General features: G+C 70.7%; 17 protein-coding genes and 1 pseudogene. 13 read left to right on the top strand and 5 right to left on the bottom strand.

What is annotated here, in order from left to right; genetic code table 11:
• Positions 1-72: 72 nt before the first annotated feature.
• Positions 73-249, top strand: a pseudogene (locus BLV96_RS51170) (pentapeptide repeat-containing protein); the annotation flags it as partial.
• Positions 250-294: 45 nt separating this feature from the next.
• Positions 295-546 carry a pentapeptide repeat-containing protein gene (locus tag BLV96_RS51165; RefSeq protein ID WP_279627524.1) on the top strand — a complete coding sequence of 84 codons (252 nt, stop codon included), beginning with the start codon at positions 295-297 and terminating at the stop codon, positions 544-546.
• 14 nt (positions 547-560) lie between these two features.
• On the opposite strand, the gene BLV96_RS03575 is transcribed toward BLV96_RS51165, so the two are convergent.
• Entirely contained in the window at positions 561-3,479 is a 2,919-nt protein-coding gene (locus BLV96_RS03575; protein WP_086674752.1) for a glycoside hydrolase family 3 protein, read from the bottom strand.
• A gap of 348 nt (positions 3,480-3,827) precedes the next feature.
• On the opposite strand from BLV96_RS03575, the gene BLV96_RS03570 reads away from it, so the two are divergent.
• From BLV96_RS03570 to BLV96_RS03550, 5 genes are all read left to right on the top strand, one after another.
• Entirely contained in the window at positions 3,828-4,835 is a 1,008-nt protein-coding gene (locus tag BLV96_RS03570) for a LacI family DNA-binding transcriptional regulator (protein ID WP_086674753.1), read from the top strand.
• A gap of 136 nt (positions 4,836-4,971) precedes the next feature.
• Positions 4,972-6,201, top strand: coding sequence for a sugar ABC transporter substrate-binding protein (locus BLV96_RS03565; RefSeq protein ID WP_086674754.1), 1,230 nt, complete (start codon positions 4,972-4,974; stop codon positions 6,199-6,201).
• 2 nt (positions 6,202-6,203) lie between these two features.
• Positions 6,204-7,139, top strand: coding sequence for a carbohydrate ABC transporter permease (locus tag BLV96_RS03560; protein WP_425266168.1), 936 nt, complete (start codon positions 6,204-6,206; stop codon positions 7,137-7,139).
• Positions 7,136-7,951 (top strand): carbohydrate ABC transporter permease, encoded by an 816-nt coding sequence (locus BLV96_RS03555; RefSeq protein WP_086674756.1) that lies wholly within the window; start codon positions 7,136-7,138, stop codon positions 7,949-7,951. Before BLV96_RS03560 ends, BLV96_RS03555 begins: the two co-directional genes overlap by 4 nt.
• Before the next feature lie 9 nt (positions 7,952-7,960).
• On the top strand, positions 7,961-9,964 hold the full coding sequence (locus tag BLV96_RS03550) for a glycoside hydrolase family 31 protein (RefSeq protein WP_086674757.1): 2,004 nt from the start codon (positions 7,961-7,963) through the stop codon (positions 9,962-9,964).
• 11 nt (positions 9,965-9,975) lie between these two features.
• Here BLV96_RS03550 and BLV96_RS03545 read toward each other — a convergent pair whose 3' ends face one another.
• Positions 9,976-10,908 (bottom strand): pentapeptide repeat-containing protein, encoded by a 933-nt coding sequence (locus BLV96_RS03545; RefSeq protein ID WP_086674758.1) that lies wholly within the window; start codon positions 10,906-10,908, stop codon positions 9,976-9,978.
• 54 nt (positions 10,909-10,962) lie between these two features.
• Between BLV96_RS03545 and BLV96_RS03540 the strand changes: the two genes are divergently transcribed.
• A complete protein-coding gene (locus BLV96_RS03540; protein ID WP_086674759.1) occupies positions 10,963-11,604 on the top strand; it encodes a TetR/AcrR family transcriptional regulator in 642 nt (213 codons plus the stop codon).
• Here BLV96_RS03540 and BLV96_RS03535 read toward each other — a convergent pair.
• On the bottom strand, positions 11,591-12,148 hold the full coding sequence (locus BLV96_RS03535) for a YceI family protein (protein WP_086674760.1): 558 nt from the start codon (positions 12,146-12,148) through the stop codon (positions 11,591-11,593). The two genes, BLV96_RS03540 and BLV96_RS03535, sit on opposite strands and share 14 nt — an antisense overlap.
• Positions 12,149-12,256: 108 nt before the next feature.
• On the opposite strand from BLV96_RS03535, the gene BLV96_RS03530 reads away from it, so the two are divergent.
• Genes BLV96_RS03530 through BLV96_RS03515 form a run of 4 tightly spaced genes read left to right on the top strand, consistent with a single transcriptional unit; the run spans position 12,257 to position 15,719 of the window.
• The gene (locus BLV96_RS03530; protein WP_086674761.1) at positions 12,257-12,733 is read left to right on the top strand and encodes a MarR family winged helix-turn-helix transcriptional regulator; all 477 of its coding nucleotides are present in this window, start codon (positions 12,257-12,259) and stop codon (positions 12,731-12,733) included.
• 8 nt (positions 12,734-12,741) lie between these two features.
• Positions 12,742-13,725 (top strand): glutathione S-transferase family protein, encoded by a 984-nt coding sequence (locus BLV96_RS03525; RefSeq protein WP_086674762.1) that lies wholly within the window; start codon positions 12,742-12,744, stop codon positions 13,723-13,725.
• A 22-nt stretch (positions 13,726-13,747) separates the two neighbouring features.
• Complete coding sequence (locus BLV96_RS03520) at positions 13,748-14,530, top strand: SDR family NAD(P)-dependent oxidoreductase (RefSeq protein WP_086674763.1); 783 nt, start codon at positions 13,748-13,750, stop codon at positions 14,528-14,530.
• Positions 14,531-14,588: 58 nt separating this feature from the next.
• The gene (locus BLV96_RS03515) at positions 14,589-15,719 is read left to right on the top strand and encodes an epoxide hydrolase family protein (protein WP_086674764.1); all 1,131 of its coding nucleotides are present in this window, start codon (positions 14,589-14,591) and stop codon (positions 15,717-15,719) included.
• On the opposite strand, the gene BLV96_RS03510 is transcribed toward BLV96_RS03515, so the two are convergent.
• Positions 15,716-16,216 carry an LmrA/YxaF family transcription factor gene (locus BLV96_RS03510; protein WP_425266162.1) on the bottom strand — a complete coding sequence of 167 codons (501 nt, stop codon included), beginning with the start codon at positions 16,214-16,216 and terminating at the stop codon, positions 15,716-15,718. The two genes, BLV96_RS03515 and BLV96_RS03510, sit on opposite strands and share 4 nt — an antisense overlap.
• Positions 16,149-16,802: a GNAT family N-acetyltransferase gene (locus BLV96_RS03505; protein WP_244180027.1), complete on the bottom strand. Its 654-nt coding sequence runs from the start codon at positions 16,800-16,802 to the stop codon at positions 16,149-16,151. Before BLV96_RS03505 ends, BLV96_RS03510 begins: the two co-directional genes overlap by 68 nt.
• A 246-nt stretch (positions 16,803-17,048) precedes the next feature.
• Between BLV96_RS03505 and rox the strand changes: the two genes are divergently transcribed.
• Positions 17,049-18,476, top strand: a complete 1,428-nt coding sequence (gene rox / locus BLV96_RS03500) for a rifampin monooxygenase (RefSeq protein ID WP_086674766.1) — start codon at positions 17,049-17,051, stop codon at positions 18,474-18,476.
• The last annotated feature ends 18 nt before the right edge of the window (positions 18,477-18,494 follow it).

The following is an 18,494-nucleotide window of genomic DNA, read 5'->3' as shown; positions in this document are numbered from 1 at the left end:
TCGCGATGACCGTCCTGGCCACGAGGCCCGCGAGAGCGGAGAAGTTCACCCTGAAACTCGACGGGGGCGGACCTCCGCGGCGTCGACCTCACCGGAGGTCGGCTGGCCGGCGCCTCCCTGCTCAGGGTCAAGCTCGACCACGCGCAGCTCACCGATGTGGACTTCACAGACGCCCACCTCGACTGCAGCACCTTCACCCAGGCGGACCTGACCCGCGCGAACTTCAGCGAATGCTTCGCCTGTTCCGCGGACTTCACCGACGCTCACATCGTTTCAGGCAAATTTCGCGACACCATGTTGGTGGGCGCCGACTTCTCGGGCGCCAAGCTCGTCCACGCCGACTTCTCGGGATCCGTGCTGCATCTGACGGTATTCAACAACGCGGACACCAGGAGAGCGAGAATTCCCGCCAAGGACGCGAAGACCCTCGAAGCGGAGGAGAGACTGGCGGCCGCACTCAGCCACGGCTTCACGTTCGACGACATCCTCGGCGAGGGTCTGCTCAACCTCGAGGTCGACGGCTTTCCCTCTCCCCGCCCGGTCTGATCGAGACTCCCGGATCACCGCAGGGAGAACGTCGCCAGGTTCACCGGTCCGTCGAACGTCAGGTAGACGTCGTGGCGGCCGGTCGCCTTCGCCAGTGCGGCCGTCACCGTCGTGTACGCGTACCGGTCTCCCGTGGACGGCACCGACGCCGTGCCCAGGACCCGGCCGGTCGGTGAGTCCAACCGCACCGTGACGCGCGCGGGCTCCACAGTGGACACCGAAGCCGTGAACCGCGCCGGTCCGTCCAGCGCGACATTCCGGTACGCCACCCAGCTCCCGGCCGCCGCCGCGACCGAGGTGCCCGACGTCTTCGACGTGTCCGTCAACGTCGTCCCGGCGTAGTCGTCGAAGTTCTGCGCCTGCGTCGGACGGCTCAGGTCGCGGGGCTCGGCCCGCTCCCCCGGCACGAACACCGGCTGCGCCGAGGACAGGTCCGACGCGTCGCGGCCCACGGCGAACTCGTACACGCCCTGTGCCACCACGGATCGGTCGCGGGAAACGTCCCAGGAAGCCAAGTCGGCGACGGGAACGGAGAACCGGACCGTCCGCGTCTCGTGCGGGGAAAGCGTCACGCGGGAGAAGTCCCGCAACCGCTGTACCCCCGACGCCTTCGAGTACAGCTGGACGACGTCGGTCCCGGCGCGGCTCCCCGTGTTCGTCACGTCGAGGCTGACCCGCACGGACGAACCGGCCAAGGAAGCGCGCACCGCGCCGTACCGGAAGTTCGTGTAACCGAGCCCGTAGCCGAAGGGGTACAACGGCTTCCCCCGGTAGTACTGGTACGTCATCCCCGTTTTCGCGATGTCGTAGTCGAGGATGCTCGGCAGCCCCGCGTCGGACGCGTACCAGGTCTGGGTGAGCCGACCGCTCGGGTTCACGTCGCCGAACAGCACGTCCGCGACCGCGTGCCCGGTCTCCTGGCCGGCGTGGCTCGTCCAGACGATCCCCGGCACGGACAGCGTGTCCCAGCCGGTCGTTGGGTAGCTGTTCTCCACCACGACCACCGTGTGCGGGTTCGCCTTCCGAACCGCCTCGATCAACGCCCGCTGCGCCGGCGCCAGGGCGGTGCTCGTCCGGTCGTTCGCCTCCCGGCCGTTGATGAACGGCATGCTGCCGACCACCACGACCGCCGTGTCCGCGCCCCTCGCGGCCGCGACCGCCGACTCGACGCCGCTGGTGAGCACCTCCCGGCCGAACTTCGTCGCGTGCGCCGCGTCCGGCGACGAGATCGTCAGGACCCCGTCGGCGCCGACGGCGGCGAAGCGGTTCGGGCCGAACCACGGCTCGGTCACCTCGTTGCCCGCGTACTCGAGCACGTAACTGCCGTCGGGCTGCGGGTCGAGCTTGAGCTGCTGCTGCACGAACCAGCCCGTGGGCTGGTCGACGTCGTTCACCAGCGCGCCACCGGAGTAGCCGAGGAACTTGCCGTTCGCGGCGGCACGCAGGGTGTTCTTGCCCGCGCCCCAGTCGTAGACGTCGAAGGACTCCGGCGTCCCCGCGGTGGTCCCGCCCGCGGTGACCTTGCCGGGCGAGGCGGGCGCCGTCAGGTAGCGGCCGGTGGCGAGGTCCTTCAGCGCGATCCGGTCGACGCCTTCGGACGAGGCGACCGGCGCCCCGAGCCGCTCCTCGATGCCCTGCTTCGGCGTGACGCGGTACGGCATCGCGCCGCTGTACCAGTCTTCGTACAGCGTGTCGGACAACGGCCCGACGACGGCCACCTTCTTCTTCGCCGCGTCGAGCGGGAGGGCGTTGCCGTCGTTGCGCAGCAGGACGACCTGCTCGTCGGCGACCTTGCGGGCGAGCGCCTGGTGCGCCGGGGAGTTGATGACCGCCGGGGTGATCTTCGCGTACGGGTTGCGGCCCGGCGGGTCGAACTCCCCGAGCCGGAACCGCAGCGACAGCAGGTGCCGGTCGGCGCGCTCGACGTCGGCCATCGTCAGCAACCTGCGAGAGAGCGCTTCCTTGACCGCTTCGACGGTGATCGAGCCGTTGGTGTCGTTGTCGGTGAAGCTGTCGAGCCCGGCCTTGATCGCCGCCGCGTCGGCTTCGGCCTTGGTGGCGTAGTACTTCTCCGAATCGACCAGGTTGGACGGTGCACCGGCGTCGCTGACGACGGCGATGTCCTGCGGCGCCCACTTCCGCAGCAGGCCGCCGAGGTCGGGGCTCACGGTGTTGGGCCGCCCGTTGACCAGGTTGTACGAAGGCATGACGCCGTTGGCCGCGCCGGCCCGCAGCGGGATCTTGAACGCCTGCTCGTCGTAGTCGTGCAGGATCTTGGGCGGCACCGAGGAGTTGCTGGTATCGCGGCTGACCTCGTTGTTGTAGGCGAGGTAGTGCTTCAGCGTCGGGGCCGCCTGCAGGTAACGCGGGTCGTCGCCCTGGATGCCGTGGCCGTAGGCGGTCGCGAGCGCACCGGTCAGGTACGTGTCCTCGGAGTAGCCCTCCTCGTTGCGGCCCCAGCGCGGGTCGCGCAGCAGGTTGACCACCGGCGCCCACAGGTTGAGGCCCCACAGCGTCGGGTTGCGCGCGTTGAAGCCGCGCGCTTCCTGCCCGACGGCCGTGCCGACCTGCTTCACCAGCGGCGGGTCCCACGTCGAGGCGAGGCCGATGGCCTGCGGGAACACCGTGCCGTCGGCTTTGACGACGGCACCGTTGTTGTCATAGTCGGTCGACCAGGCGACGCCGTGCAGTGCTTCGGTGCCCGTCTTGAACACCCCGATGCCCAGCCGCGGGATGGCCGGCTCGTACTGGTGCAGCAGCGAGATCTTCTCGTCCGCGGTCAGCCGCGACAGCAGGTCGTCGATCCGCGTCGCGAGCGGCAAGGCGGGGTCGCGGAACGGCGGTGGCGGCGCCGCGAGCGCCGGCGCGGGGGCCAGCAGCAGGGTGGCGGCCACCACCGGGACGAGGACGCGGCGGAGCGGGGACTGGCGCACGGACGGCCTCCCGGAATCGTCGAATCGTTTCGACAGTGCGGCGCGGAACATTCGCGTCGAAGGTGAGGATGGTGCCGACTATTGCAGTCGTGTGAGCACGAGGTCAAGACTTTCTGGATGCGCTCCCAGGAAGTGCCGGCAGCCGTCGAATCTTCGCGCTGAGCTGGAGGAAGAGCCACCATCAGCGCCGTTCGACAAATTCGACGCAGGCGGTCATCGTCGAATGCGAATCGAATAACCGCGAACGGAAAATCGTGCTTGTGTTTCGGACCGGTCTCTTCTACCTTCGTGCCATCGTCGATGCGCTTCGACGCACCTTCCGCTCCGCCCGTCCCCAGGAGGCCGCCCGTGGTCACGATCAACGACGTCGCCACGGCGGCGGGCGTGGCACCCAGCACGGTGTCGTACGTGATCAGCGGCAAGCGCTCGATCTCGCCGAAGACCCGGCGGCTGGTGGAGGAGAGTATCCGCAAGCTCGGCTACCACCCGCACGCCGGGGCCCGGGCGCTCGCCAGCAGCAAGACGAACGTGCTGGCGCTGGTCGTGCCGCTGCGCACCGACCTCAACGTCGCCGTGGTGATGCAGTTCGTCGCGGCCGCGGTCACCGCGGCCCGCGCGCACGACCACGACCTGCTGCTGCTCACGAAGGACGAAGGCCCCGCGGCGCTGCAGCGGGTGGCGTCGTCGGCGATCGCCGACGCGCTGATGGTGATGGACGTCGAAGCCGCCGACCCGCGGGTGCCGATGCTCATCGCGCTCGACCTGCCGGTGGTGCTCATCGGCGTGCCCGACCACCCGGCCGGCCTGAGCTGCGTGGACCTGGACTTCACCGCCGCCGGCTCGGCGTGCGTCGCGCACCTGGCCGAGCTCGGCCACCGCTCGATCGCGCTGATCGGCCCCTCCCCCGCCGTCTACCGGCGCGGCACCAGCTACGCCACGCGGTTCCTGCGCGGGTTCGACGACGCCGCGAAGACCCACGACGTCCGGGCGACGAACCGGCCGTGCGCCCACTCCTACGAAGCGGTGAGCGCCTGCCTCGACGACCTGCTCGCCGCCGACCCGGACCTGACCGGCCTGGTCGTGCACAACGAGGCCGTGCTGCCGGGCCTGCTCTCGGACCTGCGCCACCGCGGCCTGCGGGTGCCCGAGGACATCTCCGTCGTCGCGGTCTGCCCGGACACGATGGCCGAGCAGCACCCGGTCGCGCTGACCACGGTCGCCATCCCGGCCGAGGAGGTCGGGGCCCAGGCCGTAGAAATGACCATGCGCCGGCTCGCCGGCCACTCCACCCCGGAGGTCCGGCTGCTCGGACCCCGCCTCACCCGGCGCGACAGCACCGCCGCGCCGCGCGCCTGACTGTGCTGTTCATCGCCGATCCGGCCACGGCCACGGCCGATTCGGCCCGTAGCGACGGTCACCTGCCGCTGCGGGGCCGGCCTACCTTTGGCCGGATCGGCGACCGGTTCTGCTCCAGCGTCGAAGGAGGATCACCATGTCCCTACCCCGTCGCGCCCTGATCCTGGCCGCGAGCGCCGCACTCGTCGCCGCGTGCAGCCCCAGTCCGACCGCGCCGCCCGCCGCCACCGGGGCCGCGCCCGCCTCCTCGATCACCGAGCTCGACTACTACGCCGACGAGCAGGGTTCGGCGGCGTGGCAGAAGATCCTCGACGCGTGCGCGGCGCAGACCGGGATCAAGGTCCAGCGCCAGACCGTGCCGACCGCGCAGATGCTGCCGAAGGTCCTGCAGGGCGCGAGCTCGAAGACGCTGCCGGACCTGCTCTTCACCGACAACCCGACGCTCCAGCAGGTCGCCGCGACCGGCGCGCTGACCCCGCTGGACGGCTACGGCATCACCACCGACGGCTACTACGACAGCATCGTCAAAGCCGGGACGTACCAAGGAAAGGTGTACGGTGTCGCCCCCGGCGTCAACGGCCTCGCGCTGATCTACAACAAGGACCTCCTCACCGCGGCCGGGGTCCAGCCGCCGAAGACGTGGGACGAGCTGAAGGCCGCCGCGGCGAAGCTCACCAAGGACGGCAAGTACGGCCTCGCCTTCTCCGCCATCCCGTCGGAAGAGGGAACGTGGCAGTTCCTCCCGTTCTTCTGGAGCAACGGCGCCGAACTGTCCCGATTGGACTCCACGCAGTCGGTGAAAGCGCTTCAGTTCGTCACGGACCTGGTGAACGCCGGGTCGGCGTCGAAGTCCGTGGTGACGTGGAACCAGAACGACGTCGCCGACCAGTTCGTCGCGGGCAACGCGGCGATGATGGTCAACGGGTCGTGGAACCTGGCCCGGCTCGACGAGGAGAAGTCGCTGCACTACGGCGTCGTCCCGATCCCGGTGCCGCAGGCGGGCGCGAAGCCCGTCGTCGCGCTCGGCGGTGAGGTCGGCACCGTGCCGGTCACCGGCGGCCCCACCCAGGCGGCCGCCGGCAAGGTGCTCTCCTGCATCCTGTCCGAACCCACGATGCTCGAGTGGAGCAAGGCGCACGCCTACATCCCGTCGAAGACGGCCACCGCGGCCAAGTTCGGCGCGGACCAGCCGGCCATGCAGGCGTTCGTCGACGAGGTCGGCACCGCCCGCTCCCGCACCGCCGAACTCGGCGAGAAGTACCCGAAGGTCTCGCAGGCTCTGGCCGACGCGCTGCAGGCGGCGCTGACCGGCAAGCAGCCCGCCGACCAAGCCCTGATGGCCGCCCAGCAGGCGAGCGGTTCGTGACGCTGGTCGCCCCGGCCGTCGCGGCCGGAAACCCCGGCGCCGGCCGGAAACCCCGGCGGGACAACCGGTTCGCCGCGTGGTTGTTCCTGCTGCCCGCGCTGGCCTACATCGTGGTGTTCTTCGGCTACCCCTTGGCCGCGAACGTCGTGATGAGCACGCAGAACTACACCGTGAAGTCCTTCTACACCGGCGAAGCGCCCTTCGTCGGCCTGAGCAACTACACGGCCGTGTTCGGCAACCCGCTGTTCGGCACGGCGGCCCTCGACACCGTCCTGTTCACCGCCGGGTCGCTGATTTTCCAGTTCGGCATCGGCCTGGCGCTCGCGGTGTTCTTCACCGGCCGCTTCCTCGGCAGCGCGCTGCTGCGGTCGCTGCTCCTGCTGCCGTGGCTGCTGCCGCTGGTGGTCAGCGGCGCGGTCTGGCGGTGGATGTTCGACCAGGACCACGGCGTGCTCAACGCGGGCCTGCGGTTCCTCGGGTTCGACGCGGTGCCGTGGCTGAGCAGCACGACCTGGGCGCTGCCGGCGGTGATCCTGACCAACATCTGGATCGGCATCCCGTTCAACCTGGTGATCCTGCACGGCGGCCTGCGCGCGATCCCCGCGTCGCTCTACGAAGCCGCGGCGCTGGACGGCGCGGGCGCGTGGCAGCGGTTCCGGCACGTCACCTGGCCGCTGCTGCGGCCGGTCACCGGGATCGTGCTCATGCTCGGGCTGGTCTACACGATCAAGGTGTTCGACGTGATCATGGTCGTCACCGGCGGCGGCCCGGCCAACGCGACCCAGACGCTCACGACGTGGTCCTACCGGCTGTCGTTCCAGGACTTCGCGTTCGGGCAGGGCGCCGCGGTCGGCAACGTCCTCATCCTGGTGGCGACGGTGTTCGGGCTGCTGTACCTCCGGTCGGCGAAGGCGACCCTGGCCGAGGCGGCGGCATGAAGACGTCGTCCTGGCCGCGCACGGTCGCCGGTGTCCTGATCGTGGCGGTGCTGCTGTTCCCGCTGTACTGGATGGTCAACGCCTCCTTCCAGCCCAGCGGCGCGCTGCTGCGCCCGGACCCGGCGTTCTTCCCCGTCGGCGGCACGCTCGAGGGTTACCGGAAGGCGCTGGCGTCGCAGGGACCGCACCTGCTCTCCAGCGTCGTCGTCGCGCTCGGCGCGGTGCTCGTTTCGCTCGCGATCGCCGCGCCGGCGTCGTACGCGCTCGCGCAGCTCAAGGTCCGCGGCGGGCCGGTGCTGGTTTTCGTGCTGCTCATCGTGCAGATGATCCCGGGCATCGTGATGGCCAACGCGCTCTACACCGTGTTCGGCAACCTCGGGCTGATCGACAACTACCTCGGGCTGGTGCTCGCGGACTCCACCGCGACCATCCCGTTCGCCGTGCTCCTGCTGCGGGCGTTCATGATCTCCGTGCCGAAGGAGCTCACCGAAGCGTCCCGTGTGGACGGTGCCGGGTACTGGCGGACGTTCGTCTCGATCATCCTGCCGGTCAGCCGCAACGCACTCGTCACGGCCGGGCTGTTCTCGTTCCTGTTCGCGTGGGCGGACTTCCTCTTCGCCGTCACGCTCACCACCGGGCAGTCGTTCGAGCCGATCACGGTGGGCATCTACCGGTTCGTCGGCAACCAGTCCGCCGACTGGAACGGGATCATGGCCACCGCCGTCCTCGCCGCGGTCCCCGCGGCCGTCCTGCTCGTCGTCGCCCAGCGGTACGTCGTCGCCGGGCTGACCAGCGGCGCCGTCAAAGACTAAGGAGACCGCGTGATCACGTCCGAAGACGGCCGCTCGCTCGAAGTCACCGTGCGGCACGAGGTCCTGCGCGTCGAACCCTGGGGCGAGGGCAGCCTGCGCGTGCGCGCGGGCCGGCACCGCATCCTCGACGACGTGCCCGGCGCGCTGCTGCCCGCGAAGCCGTCCGCCGCCACCGCGTCGGTCGAGGAGCGGATCGGCAAGGTCGTCAACGGCCCGCTGACCGCGATCGTCGAGATCGCCGACACCGACACCGGGATCGACGCGCAGCTGAAGTTCGTCCGGACGGACACCGGCGAGGAGCTGCTTTCCGAGCAGCGCGCGCACTTCTGGTGGCCCGGGGCGCGGCTGTTCATGCCGTCCCGCAACGGGTACGGGCGCCTCGAACAGCGGTTCACCGCCTACGAAGACGAGCGGATCTACGGCCTCGGCCAGCACACGCACGGCCGGCTCGACCAGAAGGGCCTGGTGCTCGACCTGGTGCAGCGCAACGCCGAGGTGTCGGTGCCGTTCCTGCTGTCCAGCCGCGGCTACGGGTTCCTCTGGAACAACCCGGCGGTCGGCCGGGTCGAGCTGGCCGCCAACGGCACCCGCTGGGTCGCCGACGACGCCCGCCAGCTCGACTACTGGGTGACCACCGGCGACGGCCCGCGCGAGATGCTCGGCCACTACGCCGACGCGACCGGGTACGCGCCGATGCTGCCGGAGTGGGCCGCGGGGTTCTGGCAGTCGAAGCTGCGCTACCGGACGCAGGACGAGCTGCTGGCGGTGGCGCGCGAGTACCACGCGCGCGGGCTGCCGCTGTCGGTGATCGTGGCGGACTTCTTCCACTGGACGCACCTCGGCGACTGGCGGTTCGACCCGGCCGAGTGGCCGGACCCGGCGGCGATGGTGCGGGAGCTGTCCTCCTTCGGCACCAAGCTGATGGTGTCGGTGTGGCCTTCGGTCAGCCCGCTGTCGGCGAACTACCGGGAGCTGCACGAGAAGGGGCTGCTGGTGGCGGCCGAGAACGGCGTCCCGGCGCACGCGCCGTGGAAGGACAAGGGGTTCGACGTCGAGATGCCGGTGGCGTTCTACGACGCGACCAACCCGGCGGCGCGGCGGTTCGTCTGGAGCGAGGTCAAGGAGAACTACTACGACCTGGGCGTGCGCGCGTGGTGGCTGGACGGCGACGAGCCGGAGATCCAGCCCGGCCACCCGCACAACCTCGGCTTCCACGCCGGCCCGGGGTCGGCGGTGTTCAACCTCTACCCGCAGGCGAACGCGCAGGCGTTCCACGACGGCATCCGCGCCGAGGGCGACGACGAGGTGGTGCTGCTGAGCCGGTCGGCGTGGGCGGGCAGCCAGCGGTTCGGGGCGGCGCTGTGGTCGGGCGACGTCGGGGCGACGTGGGAGTCGCTGCGGGCGCAGGTGCGCGCGGGGCTGAACGTGGCGCTGGCCGGGATCCCCTGGTGGACCACGGACATCGGCGGCTTCCACGGCGGCGACCCGGAGTCGGAGTCCTATCGGGAGCTGCTGGTCCGGTGGTTCCAGTACGGGGTGTTCTGCCCGCTGTTCCGCCTGCACGGCTTCCGCGACCCGCGCACCGCCTTCGGCCCGGCGATGACCGGTGGCCCCAACGAGGTGTGGTCCTACGGCGATTCGGCCTACTCCTCGATCGTGGCGTCGCTGAGGCTGCGGGAGCGGCTGCGGCCGTACTTGATGGAGCAGATGCGGGTGGCGCACGAGCAGGGCGTCCCCCCGATGCGGCCGCTGTTCGTCGACTTCCCCGGGGACGCCGCTGCCTGGGACGTCGCCGATCAGTTCCTGCTGGGCCCGGATGTGCTCGTGGCGCCGGTGCTTTCGGCCGGGGTGACGTCCCGGCGGGTGTACTTGCCCGCCGGGGCTTCGTGGACGGACGCCGTCACGGGCTCCCGGCACGACGGCGGCGGCTGGGTCGAGGCGGCGGCACCGGCGGACCGCATCCCGGTCTTCCTGCGCGACGGCGCGCACGTGCCGATAGCCGGTCGTGAGTGAGAAACAGTGTTCTAACCCTGTTCCACACTCACGACCTCGGCCCAGTGGCCCGGCTTGCGCGGGGACGGCGGCCCGAGCGCCCAGCCCGGCGGCCAGCTGCGGCGCGCGTATACGTCGGTGCGGGCCCGAGCCCGCGGAAACCGGAGCCGCTCGGCCGCGGTCCCCGTGAAGTCGGTGTGCCCGCTGAACCGCGCTCCGCCGAAGAAAGCGTCGCCGAACCGGGCATCGCGGAAGGACGTCCGGCCCGCGAAGCCCACGTCCGCGAACGACACGTCCGCGAAGGCGCACTCGGAAAAGTCCGTGTGAGCCGAGAACCGGGCGTGGTCGAACCACACTTGCTCGCCGGCGGTGGCTCCGGCGAGCAAGGCCGTGCCGGTGAAGGTGACCTTCTCGAAGTCCGCGCCCGCCTCGAAGGCGGTACCGCGGAACAACGCGTGGCGCGCGAAGCACGCCCCTTCGAAGCTGACCAAGCGGGTGAAGACCGCGCCGCCGAACCGGGCGGTGCCCGCGAACCGGACACCGCGGAAAGTCACGTCGCGCAGTTCGCAGCCCCGCAAGTCCACGTCGTGGAGCACTATCGGCTTCACGTGCAGGTCCATCCCGGGCCAGAACAGCCACGAACCGCGACGCAGGCGCGCCAGCAGCACCGGCCAGAGCCGGGCCTGCCACGCGGCGACGTCGTGCCCCCCGTAGCCGAGCTGGACCACGACGTGGTCGACAAAGTCCTGGCGCAGCGACGGGTCACGGTCCGCCAGCTCGGCGAACTCGTGCACGCCGGCCAAGCGGACTTCGCGGTCGTCGGCGAAGGTCTTGCGCTCGGCCTCGGAGCCGGCGAACTCCTCGGGTGCGGCGGTCAGCTCGGCGTAGCGGTCCCGGCGCACCACCAGCCACGCCGTCACCAGGCAGGCGGCGACGGCGGCGTAGAAGACGACCCAGCCGGACACGCCCGGATTGTCCCGTGGTGGCCGACGTCCGCGACACCGGTTTAAAGTGGACCCGTGAGTCCAACGCTGACCCGGAAGGGCGCCGCGACGCGGCAGCGGATCGTCGAAGGCGCCGCGGCGGAGATCCGCGAGCGCGGCGTCGCCGTCACGACCCTCGACGACATCCGCGCGCGGACGGGCACCAGCAAGAGCCAGCTCTTCCACTACTTCCCCGAGGGCAAGGAAGAGCTGCTGCTGGCGGTCGCGCGCTTCGAGGCGACCCAGGTGATGGCGGCCCAGCAGCCGCAGCTGGGTGAGCTGGACTCGTGGGACGCGTGGGGCCGCTGGCGGGACACGGTCGTCTCGCACTACCGGGAACGCGGGCAGTACTGCCCGCTCAACGTGCTGATCTCCCAGCTGGGCCGGGCGACGCCGGGGGCTCAGGCCGTAGTGACCGAGCTGCTGCGCGGCTGGCAGAACGAGCTGGAAGCGGGCATCCGCCGGCTACGGGACGCGGGCGAGGTGAGCCCGGACCTGGACGTCGAACGCACGGCGGCCGCCCTGCTGGCGGGCCTGCAGGGCGGCGTGGTGGTGATGCTCTCGACCGGTGGCATCGAGCACCTGGAAGCGGCGCTCGACGTCGGGATCGGCAATCTGCGGGCGAGCGGGAACCGGCCGTCGAAACCGGCTCCCGCTCCCGAAGTCAGGCGTTCTTGATCGCCGAGATCTCGAACTCCAGGGTGACCTTGTCGCTCACCAGGACGCCGCCGGTCTCGAGGGCCGCGTTCCAGGTGATGCCGTAGTCCTTGCGGCTGATCGTGGCCGAGCCCTCGAAGCCGATCCGGTCGTTGCCGAACGGGTCCTTGGCGGAGCCCTCGAACTCGAACGGGATGGTGACCGAACGGGTGACGTCCTTGATGGTCAGGTCGCCGGTCACGTCGAAGCTGGTGTCACCGGTCTGCTTGATCTCGGTGGTGGTGAAGGTGATGGTCGGGTACTCGTCCATCGACAGGAAGTCGTTGCTCTTCAGGTGACCGTCGCGGTCGGCGTTGCGCGTGTCGATGCTGTGCGCCTGGATGGTCACCTGGGCGGACGACTTCTCCGGGGCGTCGCCGTCGATCGTGGCGGTGCCGGTGAACTCGTTGAAGCTGCCGCGGACCTTGGTCACCATGGCGTGCCGGGCGACGAACCCGATCCGCGAGTGGGCGGCGTCCAGGGTGTACTCGCCGGTCAGCTGGGGGTAGGTGGTCGCGCTGGTCATGGCTCTGCGTCATCTCCTCGTGGTGGCGCCCCCAGGTGATTGAGGGTTCAACGACACTGTACTCACTTTTACTGGTTGCGCAAGCAAGCTTTGGCTAGACTCGCCGGTATGGGTGAACAGTCCGCTCTCGACCTCGACGAAGCCCCGTTCTGGCGGGCCCTGATGCGCATCACGACCGCGCTGCCGCGGGCGCTCGAGGACCAGTTCCTGCCCGAGACCGGCCTCGCGATCACCGACTACGGCGTGCTGGTCGCACTGTCCGAAGCGCCGGAGCACCTGCTCCGCATCTCGGCACTGGCGACGACCACCGGGCTGTCGCTGAGCCGGATCAGCCGGGTCGTCGACGACCTCACCCGCCGCGGCCTGGTCGAGAAGCGCAAGTGCGCCGAGGACGGCCGCGCCTCCAACGCCGTGCTGACCGGCGCGGGATTGGCCAGACTGGAGGCGGCCTACCCGAGCCACCTGGCCCGCGTGCGGACGTCGGTGTTCGACCACTTGAGCGCCGAGGACATCCGCACGGCGGGGCCGGTGCTGGCCCGGCTGGCCGCGGCACTGGACACCGCTCCCCCGACCGACGACTGCTGAGGACGCCGATGACCGACCAGGGCGAGTACAAGCGGGACCTGAACTACATCCCGGACCGCATCACCGCCGACGGCCGCGACGGCTGGCCGGTCGAGCCCGGCCGCTACCGGCTGGTCGTCGCCCGCGCCTGCCCGTGGGCCAACCGCGCGGTGATCGTGCGGCGCCTGCTCGGCCTCGAACCGGTGCTGTCGATGGGCATCGCCGGGCCGGTGCACGACGAGCGGAGCTGGAGCTTCGACCTCGACCCCGGTGGTCGCGACCCCGTGCTGGGGATCGAGCGGCTGCAGGAGGCGTTCTTCAAGCGCGACCCGGAGTACCCGCGCGGCATCACGGTGCCGGCGTTCGTCGACGTCCCGAGCGGCCAGGTCGTCACCAACGACTTCGCGCAGATGACCTTGGACATGTCCACCGAGTGGACCGCCCACCACCGCACCGGTGCGCCCGAGCTGTACCCGGAGCAGCTGCGCGACGAGATCGACGACGTCGCGCAGAAGGTGTTCACCGACGTCAACAACGCGGTGTACCAGTGCGGGTTCGCGCGGTCGCAGGAGGCGTACGAGCACTCGTACACCAAGCTGTTCGCCCGGCTGGACTGGCTGTCCGAGCGGCTCGCGGGCCAGCGCTACCTGGTCGGCGACACGATCACCGAGGCCGACGTCCGGCTGTTCACGACGCTCGTCCGGTTCGACGCCGTCTACCACGGCCACTTCAAGTGCAACCGGCAGAAGCTGACCGAGCTGCCGGTGCTGTGGGCGTACACGCGCGACCTGTTCCAGACACCCGGCTTCGGCGACACGATCGACTTCCCGCAGATCAAGGAGCACTACTACGTGGTGCACAAGAACGTGAACCCCAGCGGCATCGTGCCGCTGGGGCCGGACACGTCGGGCTGGCTGACCCCGCACGGCCGCGAGGACCTGGGCGGCCGCCCGTTCGGCGACGGGACCCCGCCGGGCCCGCCTGTGGAGTCCGAACGGGTGCCCGCGCTGTAGGTTCCGGGCTACGGTGATCGCCATGGAACGCCTGCGCGATCGCCGGATCCTGGTCACCGGTGCCGGCTCCGGCATCGGCCGGGCCACCACCCACCGCCTGCTGGAGGAGGGTGCCCTGGTCATCGGCACCGACGTCTCCGAAGAGGGGCTGATCGAAACCCAGAAAGCCGCCCCGCGCGGCGGCCTGACGACCTACGTCATGGACGTGGCCGACGAGTCCTCGGTGAACTCCGGGGTGACCGCGGCGGTCGACGCGCTCGGTGGGCTGGACGTACTGGTCAACGCGGCGGGGATCCTGCTGGCGTCACACACGCACGAGACGTCCTTGGAGCTGTGGAACCGGGTGCTGGCGGTGAACCTGACGGGCACGTTCCTGGTGACGCGGGCGGCGTTGCCGGCGCTGCTGTCGTCCGAACACGGCGTGGTGGTGAACTTCAGCTCGACGTCGGCGTCGTTCGCGCACCCGTACATGGCGGCGTACTGCGCGAGCAAGGGCGGGATCCAGGCGTTCACGCATTCGCTGGCGTTGGAGTACGGGAAGCGGGGGTTGCGGGCGGTCAGCATCGCGCCGGGGAGCGTGAAGAGCGGGATCACGGATTCGGCGGCGAGCTGGTTGCCCTCGGACGTCGATTTCTCGTTGTTCGGGCGGTTGTTGCCGATTTTGCCGACCGAGCACACGACCGAGGTGGGGAACGCGGTGGCGGGCCCCGAGACGGTGGCGGGAGTGGTGGCGATGCTGGCATCGGAGGACGGGAAGTTCATCACGGGCACGGAGATCCGCATCGACGGCGGCACGCACACCTAGGTCACGGCGCCGGGCGATCAGGACCGGAACTGTCCTGAAGAGACGCCACCCTGGCGCCATGGAACCGTTCCGCATCGACGTCCCCCAGGCCGACCTCGACGAGCTGCACCGCCGGCTCGCCCGCACCCGGTGGCCGGGTGAACTGCCCGGCGCCGGCTGGGACTACGGCGTCAGCGAGCCCTACCTCGCCGAGCTCGTCGAGTACTGGCAGACCGGCTACGACTGGCGTGCCCACGAAACACGGCTCAACGCCTTCCCGCAGTTCACCACCACCCTCGACGGGCAGCGCGTGCACTTCCTGCACGTCCGCTCCCCCGAACCGGACGCCACGCCGCTGATCCTCACCCACGGCTGGCCGAGCACGGTCGCCGACTTCCTCGACGTCCTCGCACCGCTCACCGACCCGCGCGCCCACGGTGGGGACCCCGCCGATGCCTTCCACGTCGTCGCGCCGTCGGTGCCCGGTTTCGCCTTCTCCGGTCCGACGCACGAGCGCGGCTGGAACACCCGGCGGACGGCCCGGGCGTGGGCCGAGCTCATGCGGCGGCTCGGCTACGACCGCTACGGCGCCCAGGGCGGCGACTTCGGCAGCATCGTCTCGCCCGAACTCGGCCGGGCCGCGCCGGAGGCGGTGCTCGGGGTGCACGTCAACGCCGTCGCCAACGCCGGGGTCCCGACCGCGCCCGGCGACCTCGAGCGACTGTCCGAAGAGGACCGGAAACGAGCCGAAGAGAACCGAGCCTGGTGGTACGGCCATTCCGGCTACGCCACCCAGATGGCCACCCGCCCGCAGACGCTCGCCTACGCGCTCAACGACTCCCCCGCCGGTCAGCTGGCCTGGAACCTGGAGTGGTTCGTCGACTGGGATCCCACCGCGACGGCCCGGACGCCGGTGGACCGCGACGCCATCCTGACCGACGTGACGATCTTCTGGCTCACCGGCACCGCGGGCTCGGCCGCGCGCCTCTACCTGGAGGCGGCCCAGGACGGCTGGGGTGAGCGGCCGGCGCCGTCCGGGGTGCCGACGGCGGTGGCGAACTTCCGCGGCGACCACGCCCTCCGCGGGCTCGCCGCACTGTCGAACACCATCACGCGCTGGACCGAGTACGACAGCGGCGGGCACTTCGCGTCCCTGCAGGCACCCGAAGTCCTGGTCGAGGACATCCGGGAGTTCTTCCGCGATCTTTAGGCCACGGCGCCGTCGAGGAGCGGGCGCAGCTCCGCGACCACCGTGTCGAGCGGTGCGACGTCCTGGTGCGCCCGCGCCAAGACGATCGCACCCTCCAGAGCCGAAAGCATCAGCACCGCCAAAGACGTGCTGCGGGCCGCGGGCACGCCCAGCTCCGAAAGCGTCGCCGCCACGGGGCGCTGCCAGCCCTCGAACGCCTTGCCGACCGCTTCGCGCAGGTTGTCGCTCGTCGCCACGGTGTCGGCGACCGTCGCGACCAGCGGGCAGCCCGCGTCGAAGCCCTGCGCCGTGAACTCGTCGCGCCACTGCGCGGCCATCGCCTCGAACAGCTTGCCCGGCGTCGGGTCCTCGAGCTTCGCGGCGATGCGCGCGACGCGCCGGGCCGCGTAATCCCCCGCCCACGCGACGGCTTCGGCGATCAGCTGGTCCTTACCGCCCGGGAAGTAGTGCTGCAGGGACCCCCTCGGCGCCTCGGCGTGCGCGACCACGTCCCGCATGCCGGTCGCCCCGACACCGTGGATCCGCACCAGCTGCGCGGCGCTCAGCACCATCCGCTCGCGGGGTGTCCGCGTCATCCGCCGCCTCCTTCATGACGTCCGTCATGGTAGCCCAGTCCGGGACGACCAGCGCGAAGTCCCGTTCGCCGCGTTCGTAGGACGGCACCGGCCGGAACCCCTGGCGCAGCAGCAAAGCCTCGGCACCGGCGTTGCCGGCGCGCACGGTGGCCCGCACGGTCCAGCCCCGGAACTTCCCCGAAGCCCACAGCCACCGGGCCAGCGCGCTGCCGATCCCCCGGCGTTGCCAGGCATCGGCGACGAGGATCCCGATCTCGGCCTCACGCGGGGCCACCGCGGCGAAGTTGAGCAGCCCGACCGGAAGCCCGCCGCGGGTGGCCAGCAGCGCGGGAGCCCCGGCGAGCAGGAACCGGCCGTACCGCCGGAAGACCTCGTCCGGCTCGGCCGGCCCGCCCATCAGGAAGCGCCGCCGGAGGCTCTCCGGCGAGCAGGCCGCGACCAGTGCGGCCACGCACTCCCGGTCCGCCGGGTGGACGCCCAGCTCCCGGATCGTTATGACGGCTGTCATAGCTCCATGAGAGCACAGTGCGACGCGAAGCACACTATGACAGCTGTCATAGTCCGTGGGGTGCGCGACAGGGCCATGGGGACCATGCTGGGGATTCACCGCGAGACCGGCAGGAGGAAACGACACTCCCTTCCGTAATTAATATATAGCGCACCCCTGGGCTTGCGGCAAGACCCCCGTCATGCTCCACAATTCTCGGCCGTAGCCACAACCTGCACAAATGCGGGTGATCCAAGGGGGTCTTTTTTGTTCGACGTGATCATCGCCGGCGGCGGGCCGACCGGCGTGATGCTGGCGACGGAGCTGCGGCTGCACGGCGTCGGCGTGCTGGTGCTCGAGCGGGACGCCGAGCCGACGAAGGTCGTCCGCGCGCTCGGCCTGCACGCGCGGAGCATCGAGGTGATGGACCAGCGGGGACTGCTGGAGCGGTTCCTGGAACTCGGCACGAAGTACCCGGTCGGGGGTTTCTTCGCCGGGATCCCGAAGCCGTCGCCGGAGAAGCTGGACACGGCACACGGGTACACGCTCGGCATCCACCAGCCCGTCATCGACCGCCTGCTGACCGAGCACGCGCTCGAGCTCGGCGCCGAGATCCGGCGCGGGTGCGAGGTGACCGGGCTGAGCCAGGACGACGACGGCGTGACGGTCGAGCTGGCCGGCGGTACGCGGGAGCGCGCGCGGTTCCTGGTCGGCTGCGACGGCGGGCGCAGCACCGTGCGCAAGCTGCTCGGCGTCGGCTTCCCCGGCGAACCCAGCCGGAACGACATGCTGCTCGGCGAGGTGGAGGTCGGCGTCTCCCGGGAAGAGATCGACACCGCGAACGTCGAGGTCCGCAAGACCCAGAAGCGGTTCGGGTTCATGCCGGTGGAGGGCGGCACGTACCGGGTCGGCGTCCCGGCCGCCGAGGTCGCCGAGGACCGCCGCACCCCACCGACGCTGGACGAGCTGAAGGAGCAGCTGCGCAAGACCGCCGGAACCGACTTCGGGATCCACTCGCCGCGCTGGCTCTCCCGCTTCGGCGACGCGACCCGGCAAGCCGAGCGCTACCGGGTGGGCCGGGTGCTGCTGGCGGGCGACGCGGCGCACGTCCACCCGCCGGTCGGCGGACAGGGGCTAAACCTCGGTGTCCAGGATGCGTTCAACCTGGGCTGGAAGCTGGCCGCCGAGGTCGACGGGTGGGCGCCGGAGGGGCTGCTGGACAGCTACGAAACCGAACGGCACCCGGTCGCCGAGGAGGTGCTGAACAACACCCGGGCGCAGATGGAGCTGATGCTGCTCGAGCCCGGGCCGCAGGCGGCGCGGCGGCTGCTGGCCGAGCTGATGGACTTCGACGACGTCAACCGGTACCTCACCGAGAAGATCATCGCGGTGAACATCCGCTACGACTTCGGCGAGGGGCCGGCGCTGCTCGGCCGGCGGCTGCGGGACGTCGAGCTGAAGCAGGGCCGGCTCTACGGGCTGCTGCACGCCGGCCGCGGGCTGCTGCTCGACCAGACCAGCCGGCTGTCGGCGAAGGGCTGGGAAGACCGCGTCGACCACGTCGTCGACGTCAGCGAGGAACTGGACGTGCCGGCGGTGCTGCTGCGGCCGGACGGCCACGTCGTCTGGGCCGGCGAGGACGAAACCGAGCTGCCCGGCGTGCTGCGGAAGTGGTTCGGCACGCCCACCGCTTGAAAGCCGTCGCGGGACAAC

This window comes from Amycolatopsis pretoriensis, assembly GCF_900107925.1.
GTDB classification, from domain to species: domain Bacteria; phylum Actinomycetota; class Actinomycetes; order Mycobacteriales; family Pseudonocardiaceae; genus Amycolatopsis; species Amycolatopsis pretoriensis.
Note: the sequence above shows the minus strand (reverse complement) of the source record. Positions and strands in the feature narration are given on the sequence as shown.